An 18,235-nucleotide genomic window follows, 5' to 3' on the forward strand; every position below is an offset into this window, starting at 1 on the left:
CTGGGGCGCTCGGAAAGTGACTGCGAGCAGCGCTGGCGCGACTACCCCGACAACGGCAGGAACCGAGGGCTGCGCCTTTCCTGCGCTGCGGCAATGCCTTCCTTCAAGTCGGGAAGCTTCAGAAGGGCTGCAGTGAACTGCTTCGAGTCCTCCACGGCCCGGCCCGGCTCAAGGTGCATCTGTTCGGCGTAGACCTGACGCTTTGCGGTCTTCACCGCGATGGGGGAGACGCTCGTAGCCATCTCGCGGGCGCGAGCGAGCACCTGCGCCTCGAAGTCTTCTGCCGGCAACACGCCGTGGAGAAAGCCCATGCTGCGCATCTCCTCGGCCAGCAACACCCTGCCCGTAAAGAGGATGTCGACTGCGTTGCTCAGCCCAATGAGGCGCGGCAATACCCAGGAGAGGCCGTATTCGGCAGGCAGACCTAGCTTTGGGGTGGAGGTCGTGAACTTGGCGCCCGCTGCCGCGTAGCGCAGATCGCAGAAGGCGGCGAGGGCGACCGCGATGCCAGCGCATGCGCCATTCACCGCGGCAATTACGGGCTTGGACAGGCCCCAGTGCCATACCAGCTCATGATCGAATTCTTCGTGGACGCCATGGCCGGGCCGGGCCATCTCTTCGTGCTTGGATTGCGCGACGTAGTCGCTTTTCGAGTCCTTGTGGTGCTCCAGCGCCTTGAAATCGGCACCGACGCAGAACTGGCGCCCGGCGCCGGTGACGACGATGACGCGAACTTCCGAGTTCTCATCCAGCGACTTCATCAACCAGCGGTACTCCGCGTTCATGCGGTGAGTCCACGAGTTGCCGCGGTCCGGCCGCTTCAAACGGACGAGGCCGACGCCGTCGGCGACGCTGGATTCGGTGACGTGCAGTTCCATGGGGTGCTCCTTGCAAGGGTTCAATCGCCAAAGCGCTCATCGCGCTTCTTGAAGGTGGCTGTGGTTCCTTCCTGCGCGCGTTCGCGCAGAAAGTTGAATTCGTCGGGCTCGAAGCGCAGGTTGGTGCCCAGCGTGTGGCCGACGTAGCCGCGCGTGAATTGCTGCGCTCCGCCCAGGCTTTCGAGCGCCATCTGGTGCATCGCCTTGCCCGTGACCAGCGCGTCTCGTGCATGCTTCGAGATCCGCTGCGCCCAGTACTCTACCGTTGGCTCCAATTGCTCTTGCGGAACCGAGAGGTTGATCAGCCCGAGCCGGTGCGCCTCGGGGCCGCCGAAGCTGTCGCCCAGCAGCATCAGTTCGCGCGCCTTCTTGGCTCCGTACATCAGGATCTGGCTGTTCATGTGCCAGGTGTTGCCGGCCAGGCCGAGCCGCTGCTCGGCATGACTGAAGTGGGTGTCTTCTGCGGCGATCGCCAGGTCGACCAGCTCCACGAAATACATGCCGACGCCGGTGCAATGCCCGTGCACCTGGGCGATCACCGGCTTCATCGAATTCTGGAACGCCATGTAGTTCATGCCGAGCTTGCGATCTCGCAGCAGACGCGTGCGCTGGCTCGGTCGGCGCGGCTTGCTGCCGTCGGCGGCCGGCTCGAGGCCGTAGGACTTCAGCGCATCGTTGTAGTCGTGGCCGGCGCAAAAGGAGGGCCCGTTGCCCTTCAGCACGATGACCTTGATGGCGTCGTCGTCCTCGGCTTCATGCAGGGCGTCGACGAGCATGTCGAGGTCGTCGAATCGCAGCGCGTTGTGCTTCTCCGGGCGGTTGAGGACCAGCCGCGCCACCGGTCCATCCTTCTCGACGATCACTGCATCGCTCATTGCACTTGCTCCTGGATTGGTATGTTCGACATGATACAACGTTTGACACGAACGTCTATGGTTTGTAGCATTAACCCATGAACTCAACTTCCATTGATGCTCCGCCGCCCGACGCCGGCGTCCAACCCCTTCGCGGCGTGCGCGTCGTGGAGTTCGCCCACTGGATGGCCGGCCCGCTCACGAGCGGCCTGCTTGCCGACTGGGGTGCAGACGTCATCAAGGTGGAGCCGCCCGGCGGCGAGCCGATGCGTACGATCTTCTCCAAGATGGGCGCTCGTGCCGGCACCCCCAACGGCGCATTCACGCTGGCCAATCGGGGCAAGCGCTCGGTCGAGATCGACATCAAGACGGCCGAGGGCCACGACGCATTCGAGCGGCTGCTCGCGCGGGCCGACGTGCTGGTGAGCAATCTGCGCCCGGACGCGCTGCAACGCCTGAACCTCGGTGCGGCCGAGGTGCGCGAGCGCCATCCGCACCTGGTGTATTGCACCGTGAGCGCGTACGGCTGGGGCGGCCCGGACCAGGACCGGCCCGGCTACGACATCGCGGCCTTTTTCGGCCGCACCGGAATTGCCCACGAGATCACCACGGCCGGCACTGCGCCTCCCGCCTTGCTGCAGGGCATTGGCGATGCCTTCACGGCGATGGCGGCCGCGAGCGGCATCCTGGCAGCACTGATGGAGCGCCAGCAGACCGGCAAGGGCCGTTTCGTCGAAGCCTCCCTCATGCGCACCGGCATGTGGGCGCTCGGTGGCGAGTTGGGCCAGCAGGCATTGGGGGGGCACCCCAAGCCGCCGCGGCCGCGCGAGACCTCTCGCACGCCGATGTACAACTCCTATCGCTGCGCCGATGGTCGCTGGTTCTTCCTGGTCGGCGTCGAGGCCAAGCGGCACCTGCCGTCGGTGCTGCGCGCGATCGGCCGCGCCGATCTGGTGGAGGACGAGCGCTTTCGAGACGCCCGCGCGATCGCCAGCCACAGCGTCGACTTGATCCGCCTTTTCGACGAGGCCTTCGGCGCGCAACCTTTGGCCCATTGGGCGCAGCAACTCGATGCCCACGAGGTCTGGTGGGCGCCGGTGCAGACTCCGGCCGACTTGATGGAGGATGCGCAGGCGCAGGCCATCGGGGCCTGGGTCGAGGTGGAAGGCAGCAAGTCGGTGGATGCGCCAGTCCGCTTCGACTTCACCGCGCGCAGCGGCGTGCGACCGCCGCCCGCGACCGGCCAGCATACGGCCGAAGTGCTGACCGAGCTTGGCTTTTCAGACGAACAAATCCGGCGGCTGGGAGCTGCCGCATCGCAGGAGTAATCGGCATGCACACGACGCCTATGCCCCGCACTTGGGGCCGTGAGATCACGGCTACCGTAGTGAACGGATACCCTTGCCGGGTCTATCAGGACCGGCCCCGCTCGGTGGCGGCGCTCCTGCAAGACGCCGGCCGCTGGAGCGGCCGAACCTTCGCTGTGGAAGGCGGCCGTCGTCTCAGCTTCGACGGCTTCGCCCATGCCGTCGGCCGGGTGGCCCGGCACCTGCAGGCACGCGGCGTGCGTAAGGCCGATCGGGTCGTGCTGCTTGCCTACAACAGCCTCGAATGGCTGACCGCCTTTTGGGCGCTGCAGTCACTGGGCGCAGTGACGGTGCTTGCCAACGCCTGGTGGAGCCCCGCCGAGATCGCGGCGGGCTTGTCGGATGTCTCACCCGTGGCCGTGGTGGCGGACCAGTTGGCGAAGCGCGGGCTGCAGGGGCGCGCGGATGCCATCGACCTGCAAGACCTGCGAGCAGTGGTGGGTGCAACCGATGTGCCGGAGGCCTTGACGCTGCCGTTGGTCGATGAAGATGAGGTGGCAATCATCATGTTCAGCTCGGGAACCTCGGGCCGTGCCAAAGGCGTGCTGATGTCGCATCGAGGCGTGGTGGCGAACATCCAGAACCTGCTGGCGCTGACCGGCCGTATGCCACACGAGTTGCCGCCTGACAGCCAAGGCACGGTGAGCCTGTTGACGGTGCCGCTGTTCCACCTGGCGGGCATCCAGACCAGCGTCTCCACGCTGCTGTCCGGCGGGACGCTGGTGCTGCTGCAGGGGCGATTCGAGCCCGAAGCCGTTCTGCGCCTGATCCAGAGCGAGCGCGTGCGCGTCTGGGGCAGCATTCCGACCATGGTGTCGCGCGTGCTGGAGTACCCGGAGCTGGACAAGTACGACGCCTCCAGCTTGCGCTCGATTCCGATGGGCGGCGCGGCGATTTCGCCCGAGCTGCGGCAGAAGGTGCAGCGTGCCTTTCCGGGGGTGAAGAAGAGCGTGGGCAGCCTCTTTGGCTCCACTGAGGCGGGCGGCGTGCTTGCGGCCGGATCGGCGGACGATGTGCAGGGCCGCCCCGGCTGCGTGGGCAAGCCGCTTCCGGTTGTGGAGTTGCGCATCCGAAATCCCGACGCGAATGGCGTGGGCGAGATACTGGCGCGCACGCCGACCGCCACGCTGGGTTGCTGGGGCGATCCGTTACCCACCACCGACGTCGACGGCTGGGTGGCCACCGGCGACCTTGGCCGCCTCGAGGACGGGTACTTGATTCTGAGCGGCCGCTCCAAGGACATCGTGATTCGGGCGGGAGAGAACGTCGCCTGCGCACACGTCGAGCAATGCCTGCAACAGCACCCCGCCGTGGTCGAGGTTGCCGTCGTGCCGCTTCCGCATGCCGACCTCGGCGAAGAAGTCGGCGCCGTGGTTGTGCTGCGGACCGGCGCAGCGGTGACCGAGCAGGACCTGGAGGCGCACGCCAGTGCATCGCTCGGCAGGTTCCAGGTGCCTTCGAGCTGGTGGCTGCGCCTCGAGCCGCTACCCACCAACGCATCGGGCAAGATCGCCAAGCGCGAACTGCTTGCGCAGTGGAACGCGCGCGAGATGGTGAGATAGCTCAGGCGCTTTCGCAGAGCTTGCGCCAATGCGCATGTGCCTGGTCGCGCCAGCGCGTGCGCAGTTCTTCCAGCCGGCGGGTGACGCGCTCGCCATCCCAGTCGCGCGGCAGCAACTTGGCCGGCAGACCGGGGTCTACGCCCGGCAGTCGTTGCAGCTCGTTCACCAATTGCACGTGGGCGACGAACACGCTCTCCTCACTGCGCGGCCGCACGGCCGAGAAGCGGTCTTCCAGCTCGCGGTAGTGCGCCGCCAGCGCATCCAAGTCCCAGGCCTGGGCGACGAGCTCGGCCTGCCCGATGCCAAAGGCCATGCCTCGCGCCTGGAAGGCGATCGTGTGGGCGGCCAGTTCGAGCTCCGCCACCTTTGCTTCGGCCGCTTTAGCACGGTCTTCGTGGGGGCAGATCCACAACCCCGGCGTCGGGCTGCCGAATCCAAGCCAGCTGAGCGCCCTGTAGAGCCGCAGCCGGTCCGAACGGCGCGTTTCCGGGAGCGTGATGTGCAGCACCACCCAGGTGCCGGGCCAGTCCTGTGCGGCTTGGCGCAGCGATCGGACCCGCCGGGACCCTTCGGTGATCAACGTGGTCGAAGCCGGCGCGAGTTGCCACCACGCCTGCCGGCCGTCCCGGCCGCCTTCGATCCAGCCGGCGGCGGCCGCTCGCGCGAGCGCCTGGCGCACGGCCTTCTCGGCGACGCCAACGGCAGCGAACCCCTGCAGCAGCGCCGAAGTCCAGATCGGTTCGGTGGAGGGGTGAACGAATTCGCCCAGAAGCGTGAGCAGCAGGGAGCGGGCGCTGGCGGCGGGGGCGGGCGTGGCGGAGGCCATCAGGACGCCGCCTTGCCTCGGATCGCGAAGGTGCCCGTCGCCGCGGCGATGAGCTTGCTGTCGACAAAGATGCGGCACTGAATGCTGGCAATGGTGCGACCCTTGTGCACGACCTCACTCTCTGAAACCATCGTCGTTCCCATGCCCGCGCGAAAGTAGCTCATCTTCGTCTCGACCGTCACGCAGGTCTGCGTCGGTTGGAGCAGCGAGCGCAAGGCAGCGCCCATGCAGGTGTCGGCCAAGGTGAAGGTGAGGCCGCCATGGGCGGCGCCGTGCGAATTGAGGTGCTGCGGCTGCAGCGCTACCGAGCCGCGGCTGCGGCCACCGCTCGCCGGGGAAAGCGTGACGCCGGTCAGGCGGGCAAACGGAATTTCCCAGGTCGTGGTCATGCAGATGCGCTCCGGTGTGCGGCCTTACATGATACACATCGAAGGCGATGGGATCGGCTTGTGTAGCGATAGGTCGGGAGAGGGTCGGGAGTTCGAATACGATGAGCTGATGCAAGCACCGACCAAACCGACCCGCACGGCAGCACCTCGTAGTGGGCGCGCCGTTTCTTTCGAACGCGTGGAAGGGTCGCGTCCGGCCGACGGCATCCAGTCGCAGATCCGCGCCGCTGTCGCCTCGCAGCGTCTGAGGGCGGGCGACCGCCTGCCGTCGGAACGCGAATTGGCGGAACAGTTCGGTGTCAGCCGCAACTCGGTGCGTCAGGCCCTGCGCTCGCTGGTCGACAGCGGATTGCTTCAGATGAAGAAGGGCGCCACCGGGGGGGCGTTCATCCGCAAAGGTGGCGGCGATGCCGTCCGGGCAGGGCTCGTGGACCTCTACTCGCTGGGTACGATCCAGCCCTCTCACTTGACGGAGACGCGCATCCTCATTGGCGTGGAGGTGGTGCGGCTAGCCTGCAAGCGCGGTACCGACGAGGAATTCGATGCACTCGAACGAAACGTGGAGGCGGCGGAGGAGGCCGTGCGGGCGGGCGACGAGCCCTTGCGTACAAGGATCAACCTCGAGTTCTACCGCTTGCTGGCAGCGATGACGCACAACCCGCTGCTGGAAATCGTCACCGATTCGGTCATGGCGATCACGCAGAAGTTCGTGGAGGATTTTCTGCGCACCTCCACGCCGACCGTGATGCCCTTCCGCCACAAGCTGCTGGCGGAGTTGAGAGCGCGCGACGCCGATGCCGCCGCCCATCGCATGCGCGAGCACTTGCTGGGCCTTCAGAAGATCTACCTCGCTGAAGCCGGCAAGCGCGCCGGTGAGGCCAAGCCGGCACGAAGGACGCCAGCGGCCCGGCGGCGCTCGAGCACTTCGTAGCGGCTTCCCGCTTGACAGGCTGAATATCGCTGGCTACATTGGGTGACCCAAATAAATGGGTCATCCAATAATGACGCTCGACATCCGTCTGACCATCTCCCACTGGGCTGCCATACCCGGTGGTCCTCTGCTGGACATGAGCTTTGGCGATCTCCTGCGCCGCCTTGCGCAAGAGGTCCCCGAGCGCTGCGGCCTCGTCGAGGTCGCCGAGGGAGCCGTGCCGCGCCGATGGTCTTATGTCGACCTTCTGGCATCCGCCGAGCGGGTCGCCCGCGCGCTGCTGCGCCGCTTCACGGTCGGCGATCGGATCGCCGTCTGGGCTCCCAACTGCGCCGAGTGGATCCTGCTGCAACATGGCGCGAGCCTGGCGGGCCTGGTGCTGGTCACCGTGAATCCCGCGTACCTGAAGGAGGAGCTGCGGCACGTATTGGACGCCTCTGGCGCCGCCGGCATCTTTCACTGCGACGCCTACCGCGGGACGGACATGAGCGAAGTCGTGCACCAACTGCGTGATGAGCTGCCGCAACTGCGCGAGGCGACGGCGTTCTCCGCGTGGGACGCCTTCGTGGCGACCAGCGACCCCGCGATCATGCTGCCAGAGGTACAGCCAACGGACACCGCACAAATCCAGTTCACCTCTGGTACCACGGGCAAACCCAAGGGTGCGCGGCTGCACCACCGCGGCTTGCTCAACGCATCTCGCTTTGCGGCGCGGCGCGCCGAGTTTCCCGACGGTGGCGTCTGGGCCACGGCGATGCCGTTGTTCCATGTTGGCGGTTGCGCCGGCAGCCAACTCGGGGCGATGACTTCGCGCGGAACATTTGTTCTGCAGACGACCTTCGAACCGGGTCGCATGCTGTCGATCATCGAGAGCGAACGGGTGAATCACCTGCACGCCGTGCCCGCCATGGTGCTCAAGATCCTGGAACATCCGGAGCTGCCGCGGCGTGACGTGTCCTCGCTGCACACCCTCATGAGTGGCGGCTCGCAGGTACCCGCCAGCCTTGTCGAGCGGGCCCGGCGCGAGCTCGGCTGTCGCTTCACCATCACCTTCGGCCAGACCGAACTCTGTGGCGTGGTCAGCCAGACCTATCCCGGCGACAGCCTGGACCGCCAGACCTCCACGATCGGCCAGCCGGCACCCTGGATGGAAGTGAAGGTCGCCGACCCGGACTCCGGCATACCGCGGCAACTGGGCGAGACCGGCGAGATCTGGGCCCGTGGCTACCAGGTCATGCACGGTTACTACAACCTGACGTCCGACATGGATGCGGCGATCACGACCGATGGCTGGTTGCGCACCGGCGACCTCGCCTGCATGGACAGCGCCGGCTATCTGCGCGTCACCGGCCGACTGAAGGATTGCATCATCCGCGGCGGCGAAAACATTTATCCGCGCGAGATCGAGGATGCCTTGCTGATTCATCCCGCGGTCCACGAGGTCAGCGTCGTGGGCCTTCCCGATCCTCAGTGGGGCGAGATCGTCGCCGCCGCGCTGCGCCTTCGCACCGGCATGCGGCCGCCCACGACGCTCGAGTTGCACCACCATTGCAGATCGCGACTCGCCGCTTACAAGACACCCGCGGCCTGGTTCTATGTAGATGCTTTTCCGACCACCCCCTCCGGAAAGGTGCAGAAGTTCGCGCTGAAGGAACAGATCAAGACCGGCGCCCTCACACCCCAGCCTTTCGAGAAGCCCGAACGGGCCAAGGCGGCATGACATTCGAGGACGCGATCCTCGGAAAAAGACGGAGACACACCTGATGACCACCAACAACCTTCGAACCATCGGGGCCGCATTCGCATGTGCCGCTGCCCTCACCTTGACGCCGGTCGCTGCCCAATTGCCGACCGGCGACAAGATAAGCATCGTCGTTCCCTATTCCCCGGGCAATGGCCTGGATCTGCTCGGGCGGGAATTTTCCGAGATCCTCCAGGGGCAGGTGAATAAACCTGTCATTGTCGAGAACCGCGAAGGTGCAGCGGGAGTGATCGGCACGCAGTTCGCCATGCGCGCGCAGCCAAACGGTCAGACTCTGTTGTTCACGGCCAACCCGCCCTTCGTCACTTCGCCTTTCACGTTCGAGAAGCCGCCCTACGACGCATTGACCTCCTTCACGCCCGTGGCCCGAGTCGGCTCGGTACCCCTGGTGCTCGTCACATCGAGCAAGTCGCCGATTCGCGATCTCGAGCAGCTGAAGGCCTTCGTTCGCAAGGACCCGAAGGCGGCGAGTTACGCGTCGGCCGGTGCGGGTTCACCGGGCCAGATCTTCGGCGAACTGCTCAATCAGGCGGCCGGACTTCAACTGGAGGAGATCCGGTACAAGTCCACTGGCCAGGCCCTGACGGATGTGATCTCCGGCAATGTGCTGGTAAGCCTGGTATCCGTCACGGCTGCGGCCCAGCACATCAGAGGCGGAACGCTGACAGCACTGGCAGTGGGTTCACGGCAACGGCTGCCGGACTTCAAGGACGTTCCCACCTTGGCCGAGGCCTTGGGACAAAAGGACTTCGAAGCGGGCGTCTGGTATGGATTCTTCGCACCAGCAGGCACGCCCCCCGACAAGGTGCAAGGCATCTACGCGGAAATTGCCAAGGCGGCCGAGTCCAAACGCATGGCGGCGTTCATGACCCGGCAGTACATGGTTCCCGAGCTTCTGAAGCCCGAAGAGTTCGCGCAGGCACTGAGGCACGACGCGGACACGTCGCGCAAGCTCAGCCGCCTCTCTCTGAACAGAAGCAAGTAGGGGCGATGGGGGCCCTGCGCTCGGGTGTGCCCATCTCAGGGCATCTTCCCGGAGCTTCATTCGCCCAAGGAGTTCGAACGCTCGCTGGCGCTGGACGACCAGGTCGCGCGCCGCGTGATGAAGGCCATCCCCTGACGCACCACGCATAAAGCGTGGTCAGTCAAACCTAATTTTATTAGCCACGGAGCCAATTTCAATGAAGAGATCCCTGTTCGTCGCCGCCGCACTGGTCGCATCCGGCCACGCCTCCGCCCAGTCGTCGGTCACCTTGTTCGGGGTGGTCGACGCCAATGTCAGTGGCTACAGAAACCAGTCCGAGACGCCGGCGGGGGTGAAGATTACCAAGAGTCAGACTGTCGTCGGGAGCTCTGGGTACAACTCGAGCCGACTCGGCTTTCGCGGTACAGAGGATCTGGGAGGCGGCTTGGCTGCCAGCTTCTGGCTGGAAGCCGGTCTCAACAACGACACCGGCACCGGCTTCGCGACCGGTGGTGCGCTGAGTTTCAACCGTCGATCGACCGTCAGTCTGTCGGGCGTCTTCGGTGAGGTAAGGTTGGGCCGCGACTATTCGCCGGGCTTCTGGAACGACAGTGTTTTTGATCCATTTAACAGCAACGGCGTCGGCACCAGCCTGGTTTTCGTTGCGAACGGCGGCAGCAACCTCGGCGTTCCCGGCAGCGGATTCACCACCAACACGAACTACGTTCGGTCGAGCAACTCGATCGGCTACTTCCTCCCACCCGATTTGGGCGGACTCTACGGTCAGTTCATGTATGCCTTCAACGAAAGAACCAGCTACGCCCCCGGCGGCACTACGCCTCCAGGAGTTGCCGCCGTGGTGGCCGCTCCGTCGCTCGCTCTCGTCGCAGACAACGCACGCGCAGGACGCTACATCGGCGCTCGGATGGGCTACGTCAGCGGCGCTCTCGACGTCGCGGCCTCTTATTCAGAAAGCACCACGGGTTCGAACTACTACGCCGGCAGCACCACATCGCTCGACAGTTGGAGCGTCGGCGCCTCCTACGACTTCGGCGTTGCGAAGGTGTTCGCGGAGTATGCGAGCAGCAAGCAGGACACCGCACTGGCGGAAAACGTCTTCAACCCGTTCGGCCTGACGAAGCCCGGAGCCGACGGGGGCCTTCTCGGCGTCACGGTTCCGATCGGGGTCGGCTTGATTCGGGCCTCGTACTCCGTGGTGAAGTACAACAATGTGAACCTGAATTTTCTCAGTGTGAATCCAGACCCGAAAGCGGATCAATTCGCCCTGGGGTATGTGTACAACCTGTCGAAACGTACGGCGCTTTACGCAACAGCCGCTTACCTGAAGAACAAGAATGGATCCGCGCTCGCCGTCGCGGGTTCACCGACGAGTGGTCTGCCCAACAACAGCTTCTTTTATACCGGCACGGTGCCTGGGTTGGGCGGCGCAGCCGTGCCGAGGGAGTCGATGGGCTACAACGTGGGGCTGCGCCACGCCTTCTAGATCGCTTCGCGATCTCAATGCCGCGAAGTTGGGCGAGGCGAATTGCCGGACAGGGATCCAACCTATATGTGCATCACGGCCTTGTGATAGCTGCGGTGCCGGATCGGCAAGGCCGCGGCGTGCCCTGATCTGTTGCCGGCTGATTGCACCCTCACTTGGACGACCTTCCACCGCGCGCGGACGGCGCTGCTTTGATGCCCTTCACCTGAGCGTCGATCCGGCGCAGCGCAGCGACCGTCGCTGCCTGACTCTCGTGCAGTTGCGCAATCTCTCGCTCCGCCTGCTCTTGCTGGCGTTGCAGCTGGGCGGCTAGGTCGGTCGCCCGGCGCTCTAGCCCAGCGGCTTTCTCTCGAAAGGTCGCAAGTTCGATCTGGCCCTGCTGCTGCTGGCGGGACCAGGTGGCGGCTGCATCGCGGTGCGCGGCCTTCTCGGCCTGGAGCGCTTGCGCGGCTGCTCCCGGACACCGAGAGGTCGGCCAACTTCGAGTGCCGAGTTTTCAAGAGGGATGTCCTCAACAAGGCCATCGCTCAGTTGAACCAGATCAGCGATATCGAACTCGAGATGGTCGAGTACAAAAGCGGGCGATTCATCTCCGCGCTCCAGTTTCGCGTCGGCAGCAAGAGACAGCGCTCGCTGATGACCGAACATGATCGGCCGGTCGATCTGGCCCTGGTCGGACGGGCGGAGGTGCTGGGGATCGATCCGGCGAAGGCGGAGCCGCTCATGAAGGAGTTTGGCGTCGAGGCATTCGAGGCCGGCCTCAACGGTTTGGAGCGGCGCATCAAGAGCGATTTCGCCGAGCCTGTGCGCGATCCGGCGGCCCGGCGGCGCTCGAGCACTTCGTAGCGGCTTCCCGCTTGACAGGCTGAATATCGCTGGCTACATTGGGTGACCCAAATAAATGGGTCATCCAATAATGACGCTCGACATCCGTCTGACCATCTCCCACTGGGCTGCCATACCCGGTGGTCCTCTGCTGGACATGAGCTTTGGCGATCTCCTGCGCCGCCTTGCGCAAGAGGTCCCCGAGCGCTGCGGCCTCGTCGAGGTCGCCGAGGGAGCCGTGCCGCGCCGATGGTCTTATGTCGACCTTCTGGCATCCGCCGAGCGGGTCGCCCGCGCGCTGCTGCGCCGCTTCACGGTCGGCGATCGGATCGCCGTCTGGGCTCCCAACTGCGCCGAGTGGATCCTGCTGCAACATGGCGCGAGCCTGGCGGGCCTGGTGCTGGTCACACGGGCAAACCCAAGGGTGCGCGGCTGCACCACCGCGGCTTGCTCAACGCATCCCGCTTTGCGGCGCGGCGCGCCGAGTTTCCCGACGGGGCGTCTGGGCCACCGCGATGCCGCTGTTCCATGTTGGCGGTTGCGCCGGCAGCCAGCTCGGGGCGATGACCTCGCGCGGAACATTTGTTCTGCAGACGGCATTCGAGCCGGGTGGCTTGCTGTCGATCATCGAGAGCGAACGGGTGAATCACCTGCACGCCGTGCCCGCCATGGTGCTCAAGATCCTGGAACATCCGGAGCTGCCGCGGCGTGACGTGTCCTCGCTGCGCACCCTCATGAGTGGCGGCTCGCAGGTACCCGCCAGCCTTGTCGAGCGGGCCCGGCGGGAGCTCGGCTGTCGCTTCACCATCACCTTCGGCCAGACTGAACTCTGTGGCGTGGTCAGCCAGACCTATCCCGGCGACAGCCTGGACCGCCAGACATCCACGATCGGCCAGCCGGCACCCTGGATGGAAGTGAAGGTCGCCGACCCGGACTCCGGCATGCCGCGGCAACTGGGCGAGACGTCTCATACCGAATCCACCGCTTCGACCCGACCAACCATGAGCGATCTTAAAGAAAACCTGATGCTCGGCCTCGATGATCTCGTGGCCGAGGTGGCCTATGCCCGGCGCCACGAGACCCTGGGCCGTCTTGCGCTTCTCTGCTACTGCGAATTGCGGCCGTGGGCACGTCGTGCGCAGGAAGAACGCTTGGCCGAACTCACATGGGCGTTGAGCGCACGTGGCACCCCCGGAAGCCGCGCACGGTTCCTGAGACGCATCGACGTTGTCATTGAGGAACTGGAAGAAATCTGTCGCCGTTCGGCGCGGAAAGACGCGGCTGAATTGCTTTTATTGAGCCGGCAAAAACGAACTTGAATCAAGCTGCATTTCGAACCGGCTCGTGTTAGATGAAGCATTTGATTCGTTGTGGTTGGCCCTGAAAGCTGCGCAGGTGCTTCGCGGTGGCCTCGACCACTTGCAGCTATGTCCGCGCCGGAGCGAGCTTCGTGACCGCCTTTGAGATCGGCAGTGGCCATCTCGTTCGGGTTGAGCTCCCGGGGCGAGATCACCAACATGCAGCTCAGACGGGCCAAGGTGCTCGATCACTTTGCCACCAATCGCCAGCCCTAGCTAGGGTCGCGTTTGGTCTTGGCGACACGGAGACTTCGGTTGAGTGATACGTTTCGAATCAAGAGTTCATGCCGATTGCGAATGGTGACGATCCACTTCATGGATTCAAATGTCACGGATCAGTCACACGGCTTTCTTACCCTTGAAACGCCAAGTGGGCTTCGGCCCGATTTATTTGCATGGGTCGATGCCAACCGGCTGCTGACCCGCCTTACGGGGAATTTCCGGATGTTCGAAAAAATCTTCATCAAGCGCTGGACGGTGCGCCGCGTTGCGTGCGCCCTGACCTCCATCGCCGCAGTTGCAACGGTCGCCATCATCAGCGCATGCGGTGGCGGAGGAAACAACAACGACGCGCTGACAGCGCTGGCTCTACAAGCGGCAGCTCCGGCTGCGGGCCAGCAGCCCGCTTCAACCGCGCCTGCAACCCAGCCGCCAGCGCCGCAGCCCGTCACCCAACAATCCATCAAGCATGTGTTTGTGCTCACGATGGAGAACAAAAACTTCGCGGATACCTTCGGAACCAGCACGCAAGACCCTTACTTAAAGGATCTCGCGACCAAGGGTGCGCTACTGAACCAGTACTACGGCACGGGCCACGTCAGCCTCGACAACTACATCGCGATGATGAGCGGGCAGCCGTCCACCCAGGAGACGGAGAGCGATTGCTTCCAGGGCTTCAACGACGTCGTCGCGGACAGCTGGGACTTCGCGAATCCCAAGGTGCTCAAGACCAAGGACGGCAAGGGCTGCGTCTATCCCAAGGAAGTGAAGACGCTCCCCAACCAGCTCGACACGATCGGCGTGACCTGGAAGGGCTACATGGGTGACATGGGCAACGACCCGACGCGTGAATCGGTCACCTGCGGTCATCCGAAGATCGGCGCGATCGACAACACGCAATCGGCTCAGGCGCCCACTGCCGATGTGCCGAAGGGCGACCAGTACGCGACCCGCCACAATCCCTTCGTGTATTTCCATTCGATCATCGACGACCAGGATTACTGCGACAAGCATGTGGTGAACCTGGACGCCAATTTGGAAAAGGACCTGAAGTCGATCGACACCACGCCCAACTTCGTGTTCGTCACACCCAACCTGTGTGATGACGGCCATGACGGCGACGGCACTGGCACTGCGGGCAAGGGCTGCGTAAATGGCGCCCCGGGCGGCTTGGCGTCCATCGATGCATTCCTGAAGAAATGGGTTCCGATCATTCAGAATTCGCCTGCCTACCAGAAGGACGGCCTCATTGTGATTAACTTCGACGAGTCAGCCGACATCGTACCGACCGGTCAGACGACCGACCCGGTCACCCACATGACGACGGTCACCTTAAATCTCCCCGGTGCTTCGTGCTGCGGTCAACAAGCCGGCCCCAACGTGACGCGACCTGGCGATCAATTCATTCCGGCCGGGGCAAACCTGCGCTACAACTTGCACTATGTGGGTGTGGGCGGGGATCGGACCGGCGCGGTGCTGCTGTCAAAGTGGATCAAGCCGGGCACTGTCAGCGACGTGCAGTACAACCATTACTCCCTGCTGAAGAGTCTGGAGGACATCTTCCAGACCAAGGAGCACCTGGGCTACGCCGACGACAAAAACCTGATTCCTTTTGGAACCGATATCTTCACCAGCCTGCAATGAAGGGACTGGGTGACAAGGTGGCAAGGACCGCCGTTTCCGTGGCGCTCGTGCTTTGCATGGCCGCCTGCAGCCGCGGCCCCGAACCAGAGGCCGTGGCCACTGCGCCGTCCAACAAGGACATGGTCGAGATTGGACGACTGGCGTTCTTCGATGCTTCCCTGTCTGCGTCGGGGCGCATGTCATGCGCGACTTGCCACAGTCCCGACCACGCCTACGGGCCGCCCAATTCGCTGGCCGTCCAACTGGGCGGTGCCGACATGAAAGATGCCGGCACGCGCGCCGTGCCCTCGCTGCGCTATTTGCGACGAACGCCGCTATGGAGCCATACCTATATCGGAAATCCACGCGAACGGATGACCGAGACCGATCACGTGCCAGTAGGCGGATTCACCTGGGACGGACGCTTCGACACGATGGCCGCGCAGGCCGTCTTTCCGATGCTGGCACCCAATGAAATGGCCAACGTGAATGCCGCGGCGATCGCGCATCGCTTGTCGAAGAGCAATTACGCTGCGCGCTTTCGAAACGTGTTCGGCGAAGACATCCTATCCCGTCCGGACGCGGCACTCGCTGCGCTGGGGGAGGCCTTGCAGCGCTTTCAGCTCGATGACCCGAGCTTTCAGCCGTACGACAGCAAGTTTGATTTCTATCTCGATGGCAAGGTCGAGCTGAGCGCCCAGGAAACCCGCGGCCTGAGGTTGTTCAAGGATCGCGACAACGGCAACTGCATGGCCTGCCACATCATCGAAGCCGGCGCCAACGGTGCGCACCCGCTGCTCACCGACTTCAGCTTCGAAGCCCTTGGCGTGCCGCGCAATCCGGAAATCCCGGCCAACGCGGACCCCCAGTACTACGACCTCGGACTGTGCGGCCCGGTGCGCACCAACCAGAGTGCGGAAAGAAAGTATTGCGGCTTGTTCAAGACACCGACACTGCGCAACGTGTCAACGCGCGGCGCCTTCTTTCACAATGGGCGTTTTCATAGCCTCGAAGAGGCCCTGCGCTTTTACGTTGAGCGCGATGCCAAACCGCAGAAGTGGTATCCGAATCCAGGTGGCAATCAGCAGTTCGATGATCTGCCAGCGGAACTTCAGAAAAACGTCGACCACATCAACCTTCCACTGACACAAAAGAGGGGAGACAAGCCGTTGTGGTCCGACGAGGATATCCAGGACGTGGTCGTGTTCCTGAAAACCTTGAACGACGGCTACGTATTGCCGCCGGGCGCCAATCCACTTAGGCCGTCATCTCCGCTCAAGTAAGTCGAAGTTCGTGATGGATGAGGCGGCGGCGAGAGGGCGTCATCACGGTAGAGATCGTTTGAACCGAACTATCGAAGTTCTTTCTTGCAACGGGCGTCCGCCGGTTCGGTGCGATACGCATCACGCCACCCTGCAGAAGTTGCGTCGAGGTCGAAGCGGAGGCCATCGCCGCCGCTCACGCGCCCAACCAGAATGTCACTCGCAGATCGCGTGGCGTCGAGCCCTTCATATCTGTCGTGGACCCCGTGGGGATGCAGCAACAGGCCATCTACACGGCGCAAGCACTCAATCAGAACGTGACGCGCGGCTCGAGCGATGCGGATCGCGAGGCTCAGGCAAGGCCTCAGTAGCGCCGCACGCCGGGGGAATTCCGGAGCGCGAGAATGCCGAATTGGCGAGCACTCATCGCCGACGCCTGCGGCGTCACGCCATCGAGCCGGGTATGCTGACCCTGCACGCTGATCGAGGCGTCAGCATGCGCTCCAAGTTGGTGGCCGCGCTGCTGGTTGATCCGCACATCGCCAAGAGCCACAGCAGGCCCCACGTCGCGACAACAACCACTTCTCGAAGTCGCAGTTCAAGACGATGAAATACCGGCCGTACTTCCCAGCGCGCTTCGGCTGCATCGAGGACGCGCGCGAACTGCCAAATATTCTTCGCCTGGTACAACACCGCACACCGTCACTCGGGCGCCAGCTGCCACCCTCGATGCCGCGTTCGATGCTCGTCCGAAGCGCTTCAAGAGCACGTGCCCGCAACCGCCCGTACTGCCCACCGCGGCGTGGATCAACCAACCACAACACGGATCAACCACCCTCAACAAGCCGCAGTCCCTCACAGTAAATTCATGAAGCCGGGTGTAGCAAAGTCATAGACACGTTCCGCGCTGCGACGCCACATTCGGCTTTGCGGCTTGAACACGACCGTTTAAGCTCGTTGCCGAGAACGGCTTGAGTGCGCAACCCAACGGCACGATCCAAGTTCCGGCCGTCAGTTAGGCGAAGCTGCGCACGGCGCGCCTCGCACTGGAGGGCTTGGCGACGCAGATGGCCCTCAGGGCTCGACGCGGCCACGCTGCGTCACTTGAAACGCCTGATCGTCGAACACGAAACAGACCACCGAGCACGACGGCATCTACACCAGCCTAGAGAAAAACCAGGAGTTCCATTTCCATCTACGCGGCGTCCGGCTCGAGCGTGCTGCCGCCGTTGATCGAGAGCCTGTGGCTGCAGTTCGGGCCGTACATGCGCGTTGTCTCCCGGTTCATCGAGACCGAAGCCACCAGCGAATTCCAGAAGAACGGGACCGACTATCAACTCGTGGAGGCCTTCGAAAAGGGGGATGCCGTCGCCGCCCGGGCCGCGATGGAGGCCGACATCCAGCTCACCATTGACCTGCTCATCGATCTCCTGCATGCCGAGGATCCCCCAACAGCGGCGGCCCAATCCGTTGCGCCCAACTCCGCCAGCAAACTATGAACGATCGCACCCTGCTCCTCACCGAAGCCACTTCGGGCCTGCACGCCCACTTCACTCTCAGCGGCGCACAGGCCCCGGACAACACGGCGTTTCTGTGGGACTTTCTGAGCGAGCCCCGCGAGATGCCCGCGATCCACGAGATGTGGACCGGCCCCGAGATCTCGTGCCCGATTCCGACCCAAATGCTCGCTCCGCAAGCGAACGCGCGCGCCCTGCCACCAGAGAGCGCGACGCTCACGCCGCAGCCGGTTGATCTGGTCCTTGCCTACGTTCCTGCGCGCATGTAGGGCGGCAAACCTGCACCGATCTTCGATGTGGGGGTGTTCTACGGGCCGGGGGCGCGTCTGCTGTTCCCGATCGGCTGGCTGGCTGGAAGCGGCGAAGCCAGCGCTGAGTTCGGGGCAGTGTGTCG

General features: G+C 64.1%; 16 protein-coding genes and 1 pseudogene. 13 read left to right on the top strand and 4 right to left on the bottom strand.

The genetic code is table 11. The features are described 5' to 3' along the window. Positions 1-41: 41 nt before the first annotated feature. Both ACSFBL_RS27475 and ACSFBL_RS27480 read right to left on the bottom strand, forming a co-directional pair. Complete coding sequence (locus ACSFBL_RS27475) at positions 42-878, bottom strand: enoyl-CoA hydratase-related protein (protein ID WP_435518993.1); 837 nt, start codon at positions 876-878, stop codon at positions 42-44. 20 nt (positions 879-898) lie between these two features. Beyond that, on the bottom strand, positions 899-1,753 hold the full coding sequence (locus ACSFBL_RS27480; protein WP_435518994.1) for an enoyl-CoA hydratase/isomerase family protein: 855 nt from the start codon (positions 1,751-1,753) through the stop codon (positions 899-901). A gap of 77 nt (positions 1,754-1,830) precedes the next feature. Between ACSFBL_RS27480 and ACSFBL_RS27485 the strand changes: the two genes are divergently transcribed. Continuing rightward, complete coding sequence (locus ACSFBL_RS27485) at positions 1,831-3,060, top strand: CaiB/BaiF CoA transferase family protein (protein ID WP_435518995.1); 1,230 nt, start codon at positions 1,831-1,833, stop codon at positions 3,058-3,060. A gap of 5 nt (positions 3,061-3,065) precedes the next feature. Beyond that, positions 3,066-4,661 (top strand): class I adenylate-forming enzyme family protein, encoded by a 1,596-nt coding sequence (locus ACSFBL_RS27490; protein WP_435518996.1) that lies wholly within the window; start codon positions 3,066-3,068, stop codon positions 4,659-4,661. A gap of 1 nt (position 4,662) precedes the next feature. Here the strand turns inward: ACSFBL_RS27490 and ACSFBL_RS27495 are convergent, their stop codons facing one another. Continuing rightward, positions 4,663-5,487, bottom strand: coding sequence for a PaaX family transcriptional regulator (locus tag ACSFBL_RS27495; protein WP_435518997.1), 825 nt, complete (start codon positions 5,485-5,487; stop codon positions 4,663-4,665). After that, positions 5,487-5,876 (bottom strand): PaaI family thioesterase, encoded by a 390-nt coding sequence (locus ACSFBL_RS27500; protein WP_435518998.1) that lies wholly within the window; start codon positions 5,874-5,876, stop codon positions 5,487-5,489. The genes ACSFBL_RS27495 and ACSFBL_RS27500 overlap by 1 nt, the downstream gene beginning before the upstream one ends. Here ACSFBL_RS27500 and ACSFBL_RS27505 point away from each other — a divergent pair. The 11 genes and pseudogenes from ACSFBL_RS27505 (at position 5,875) to ACSFBL_RS27555 (ending at position 18,110) form a co-directional block, all read left to right on the top strand. Continuing rightward, complete coding sequence (locus tag ACSFBL_RS27505; RefSeq protein WP_435518999.1) at positions 5,875-6,807, top strand: FadR/GntR family transcriptional regulator; 933 nt, start codon at positions 5,875-5,877, stop codon at positions 6,805-6,807. The two genes, ACSFBL_RS27500 and ACSFBL_RS27505, sit on opposite strands and share 2 nt — an antisense overlap. 70 nt (positions 6,808-6,877) lie before the next feature. Continuing rightward, positions 6,878-8,527 (top strand): class I adenylate-forming enzyme family protein, encoded by a 1,650-nt coding sequence (locus tag ACSFBL_RS27510; RefSeq protein WP_435519000.1) that lies wholly within the window; start codon positions 6,878-6,880, stop codon positions 8,525-8,527. A 43-nt stretch (positions 8,528-8,570) separates the two neighbouring features. Continuing rightward, on the top strand, positions 8,571-9,554 hold the full coding sequence (locus ACSFBL_RS27515) for a Bug family tripartite tricarboxylate transporter substrate binding protein (RefSeq protein WP_435519001.1): 984 nt from the start codon (positions 8,571-8,573) through the stop codon (positions 9,552-9,554). Positions 9,555-9,750: 196 nt separating this feature from the next. Further along, positions 9,751-11,037: a porin gene (locus tag ACSFBL_RS27520; protein WP_435519002.1), complete on the top strand. Its 1,287-nt coding sequence runs from the start codon at positions 9,751-9,753 to the stop codon at positions 11,035-11,037. A 450-nt stretch (positions 11,038-11,487) separates the two neighbouring features. Next, positions 11,488-11,883, top strand: coding sequence for a replication initiation protein (locus ACSFBL_RS27525; protein WP_435519083.1), 396 nt, complete (start codon positions 11,488-11,490; stop codon positions 11,881-11,883). Positions 11,884-12,019: 136 nt separating this feature from the next. After that, positions 12,020-12,259 (top strand): annotated as a pseudogene (locus tag ACSFBL_RS27530) (AMP-binding protein); the annotation flags it as partial. After that, entirely contained in the window at positions 12,237-13,181 is a 945-nt protein-coding gene (locus ACSFBL_RS27535; RefSeq protein ID WP_435519003.1) for an AMP-binding protein, read from the top strand. The pseudogene ACSFBL_RS27530 and the gene ACSFBL_RS27535, both read left to right, overlap by 23 nt. 336 nt (positions 13,182-13,517) lie before the next feature. Then, positions 13,518-15,083, top strand: a complete 1,566-nt coding sequence (locus tag ACSFBL_RS27540) for an alkaline phosphatase family protein (RefSeq protein ID WP_435519004.1) — start codon at positions 13,518-13,520, stop codon at positions 15,081-15,083. Further along, positions 15,080-16,345 carry a cytochrome-c peroxidase gene (locus ACSFBL_RS27545; protein ID WP_435519005.1) on the top strand — a complete coding sequence of 422 codons (1,266 nt, stop codon included), beginning with the start codon at positions 15,080-15,082 and terminating at the stop codon, positions 16,343-16,345. The genes ACSFBL_RS27540 and ACSFBL_RS27545 overlap by 4 nt, the downstream gene beginning before the upstream one ends. A 1,196-nt stretch (positions 16,346-17,541) precedes the next feature. After that, on the top strand, positions 17,542-17,823 hold the full coding sequence (locus ACSFBL_RS27550; RefSeq protein ID WP_475539796.1) for a hypothetical protein: 282 nt from the start codon (positions 17,542-17,544) through the stop codon (positions 17,821-17,823). Next, positions 17,820-18,110 (top strand): DUF3830 family protein, encoded by a 291-nt coding sequence (locus ACSFBL_RS27555; protein WP_435519006.1) that lies wholly within the window; start codon positions 17,820-17,822, stop codon positions 18,108-18,110. Before ACSFBL_RS27550 ends, ACSFBL_RS27555 begins: the two co-directional genes overlap by 4 nt. Positions 18,111-18,235 lie beyond the last annotated feature (125 nt).

This window comes from Variovorax glacialis, from assembly GCF_051216375.1.
Taxonomy (GTDB): domain Bacteria; phylum Pseudomonadota; class Gammaproteobacteria; order Burkholderiales; family Burkholderiaceae_C; genus Variovorax.

Bases quoted from the DNA above. Each gene is read 5' to 3' on its own strand.
- ACSFBL_RS27495 (WP_435518997.1), bottom strand. From the start codon at position 5,487: ATGGCCTCCGCCACGCCCGCCCCCGCCGCCAGCGCCCGCTCCCTGCTG.
- ACSFBL_RS27510 (WP_435519000.1), top strand. From the start codon at position 6,878: ATGACGCTCGACATCCGTCTGACCATCTCCCACTGGGCTGCCATACCC.
- ACSFBL_RS27480 (WP_435518994.1), bottom strand. From the start codon at position 1,753: ATGAGCGATGCAGTGATCGTCGAGAAGGATGGACCGGTGGCGCGGCTG.
- ACSFBL_RS27490 (WP_435518996.1), top strand. From the start codon at position 3,066: ATGCACACGACGCCTATGCCCCGCACTTGGGGCCGTGAGATCACGGCT.
- ACSFBL_RS27545 (WP_435519005.1), top strand. From the start codon at position 15,080: ATGAAGGGACTGGGTGACAAGGTGGCAAGGACCGCCGTTTCCGTGGCG.
- ACSFBL_RS27535 (WP_435519003.1), top strand. From the start codon at position 12,237: ATGGCGCGAGCCTGGCGGGCCTGGTGCTGGTCACACGGGCAAACCCAA.
- ACSFBL_RS27475 (WP_435518993.1), bottom strand. From the start codon at position 878: ATGGAACTGCACGTCACCGAATCCAGCGTCGCCGACGGCGTCGGCCTC.
- ACSFBL_RS27520 (WP_435519002.1), top strand. From the start codon at position 9,751: ATGAAGAGATCCCTGTTCGTCGCCGCCGCACTGGTCGCATCCGGCCAC.
- ACSFBL_RS27485 (WP_435518995.1), top strand. From the start codon at position 1,831: ATGAACTCAACTTCCATTGATGCTCCGCCGCCCGACGCCGGCGTCCAA.
- ACSFBL_RS27555 (WP_435519006.1), top strand. From the start codon at position 17,820: ATGAACGATCGCACCCTGCTCCTCACCGAAGCCACTTCGGGCCTGCAC.
- ACSFBL_RS27500 (WP_435518998.1), bottom strand. From the start codon at position 5,876: ATGACCACGACCTGGGAAATTCCGTTTGCCCGCCTGACCGGCGTCACG.
- ACSFBL_RS27540 (WP_435519004.1), top strand. From the start codon at position 13,518: ATGGTGACGATCCACTTCATGGATTCAAATGTCACGGATCAGTCACAC.
- ACSFBL_RS27505 (WP_435518999.1), top strand. From the start codon at position 5,875: ATGCAGATGCGCTCCGGTGTGCGGCCTTACATGATACACATCGAAGGC.
- ACSFBL_RS27515 (WP_435519001.1), top strand. From the start codon at position 8,571: ATGACCACCAACAACCTTCGAACCATCGGGGCCGCATTCGCATGTGCC.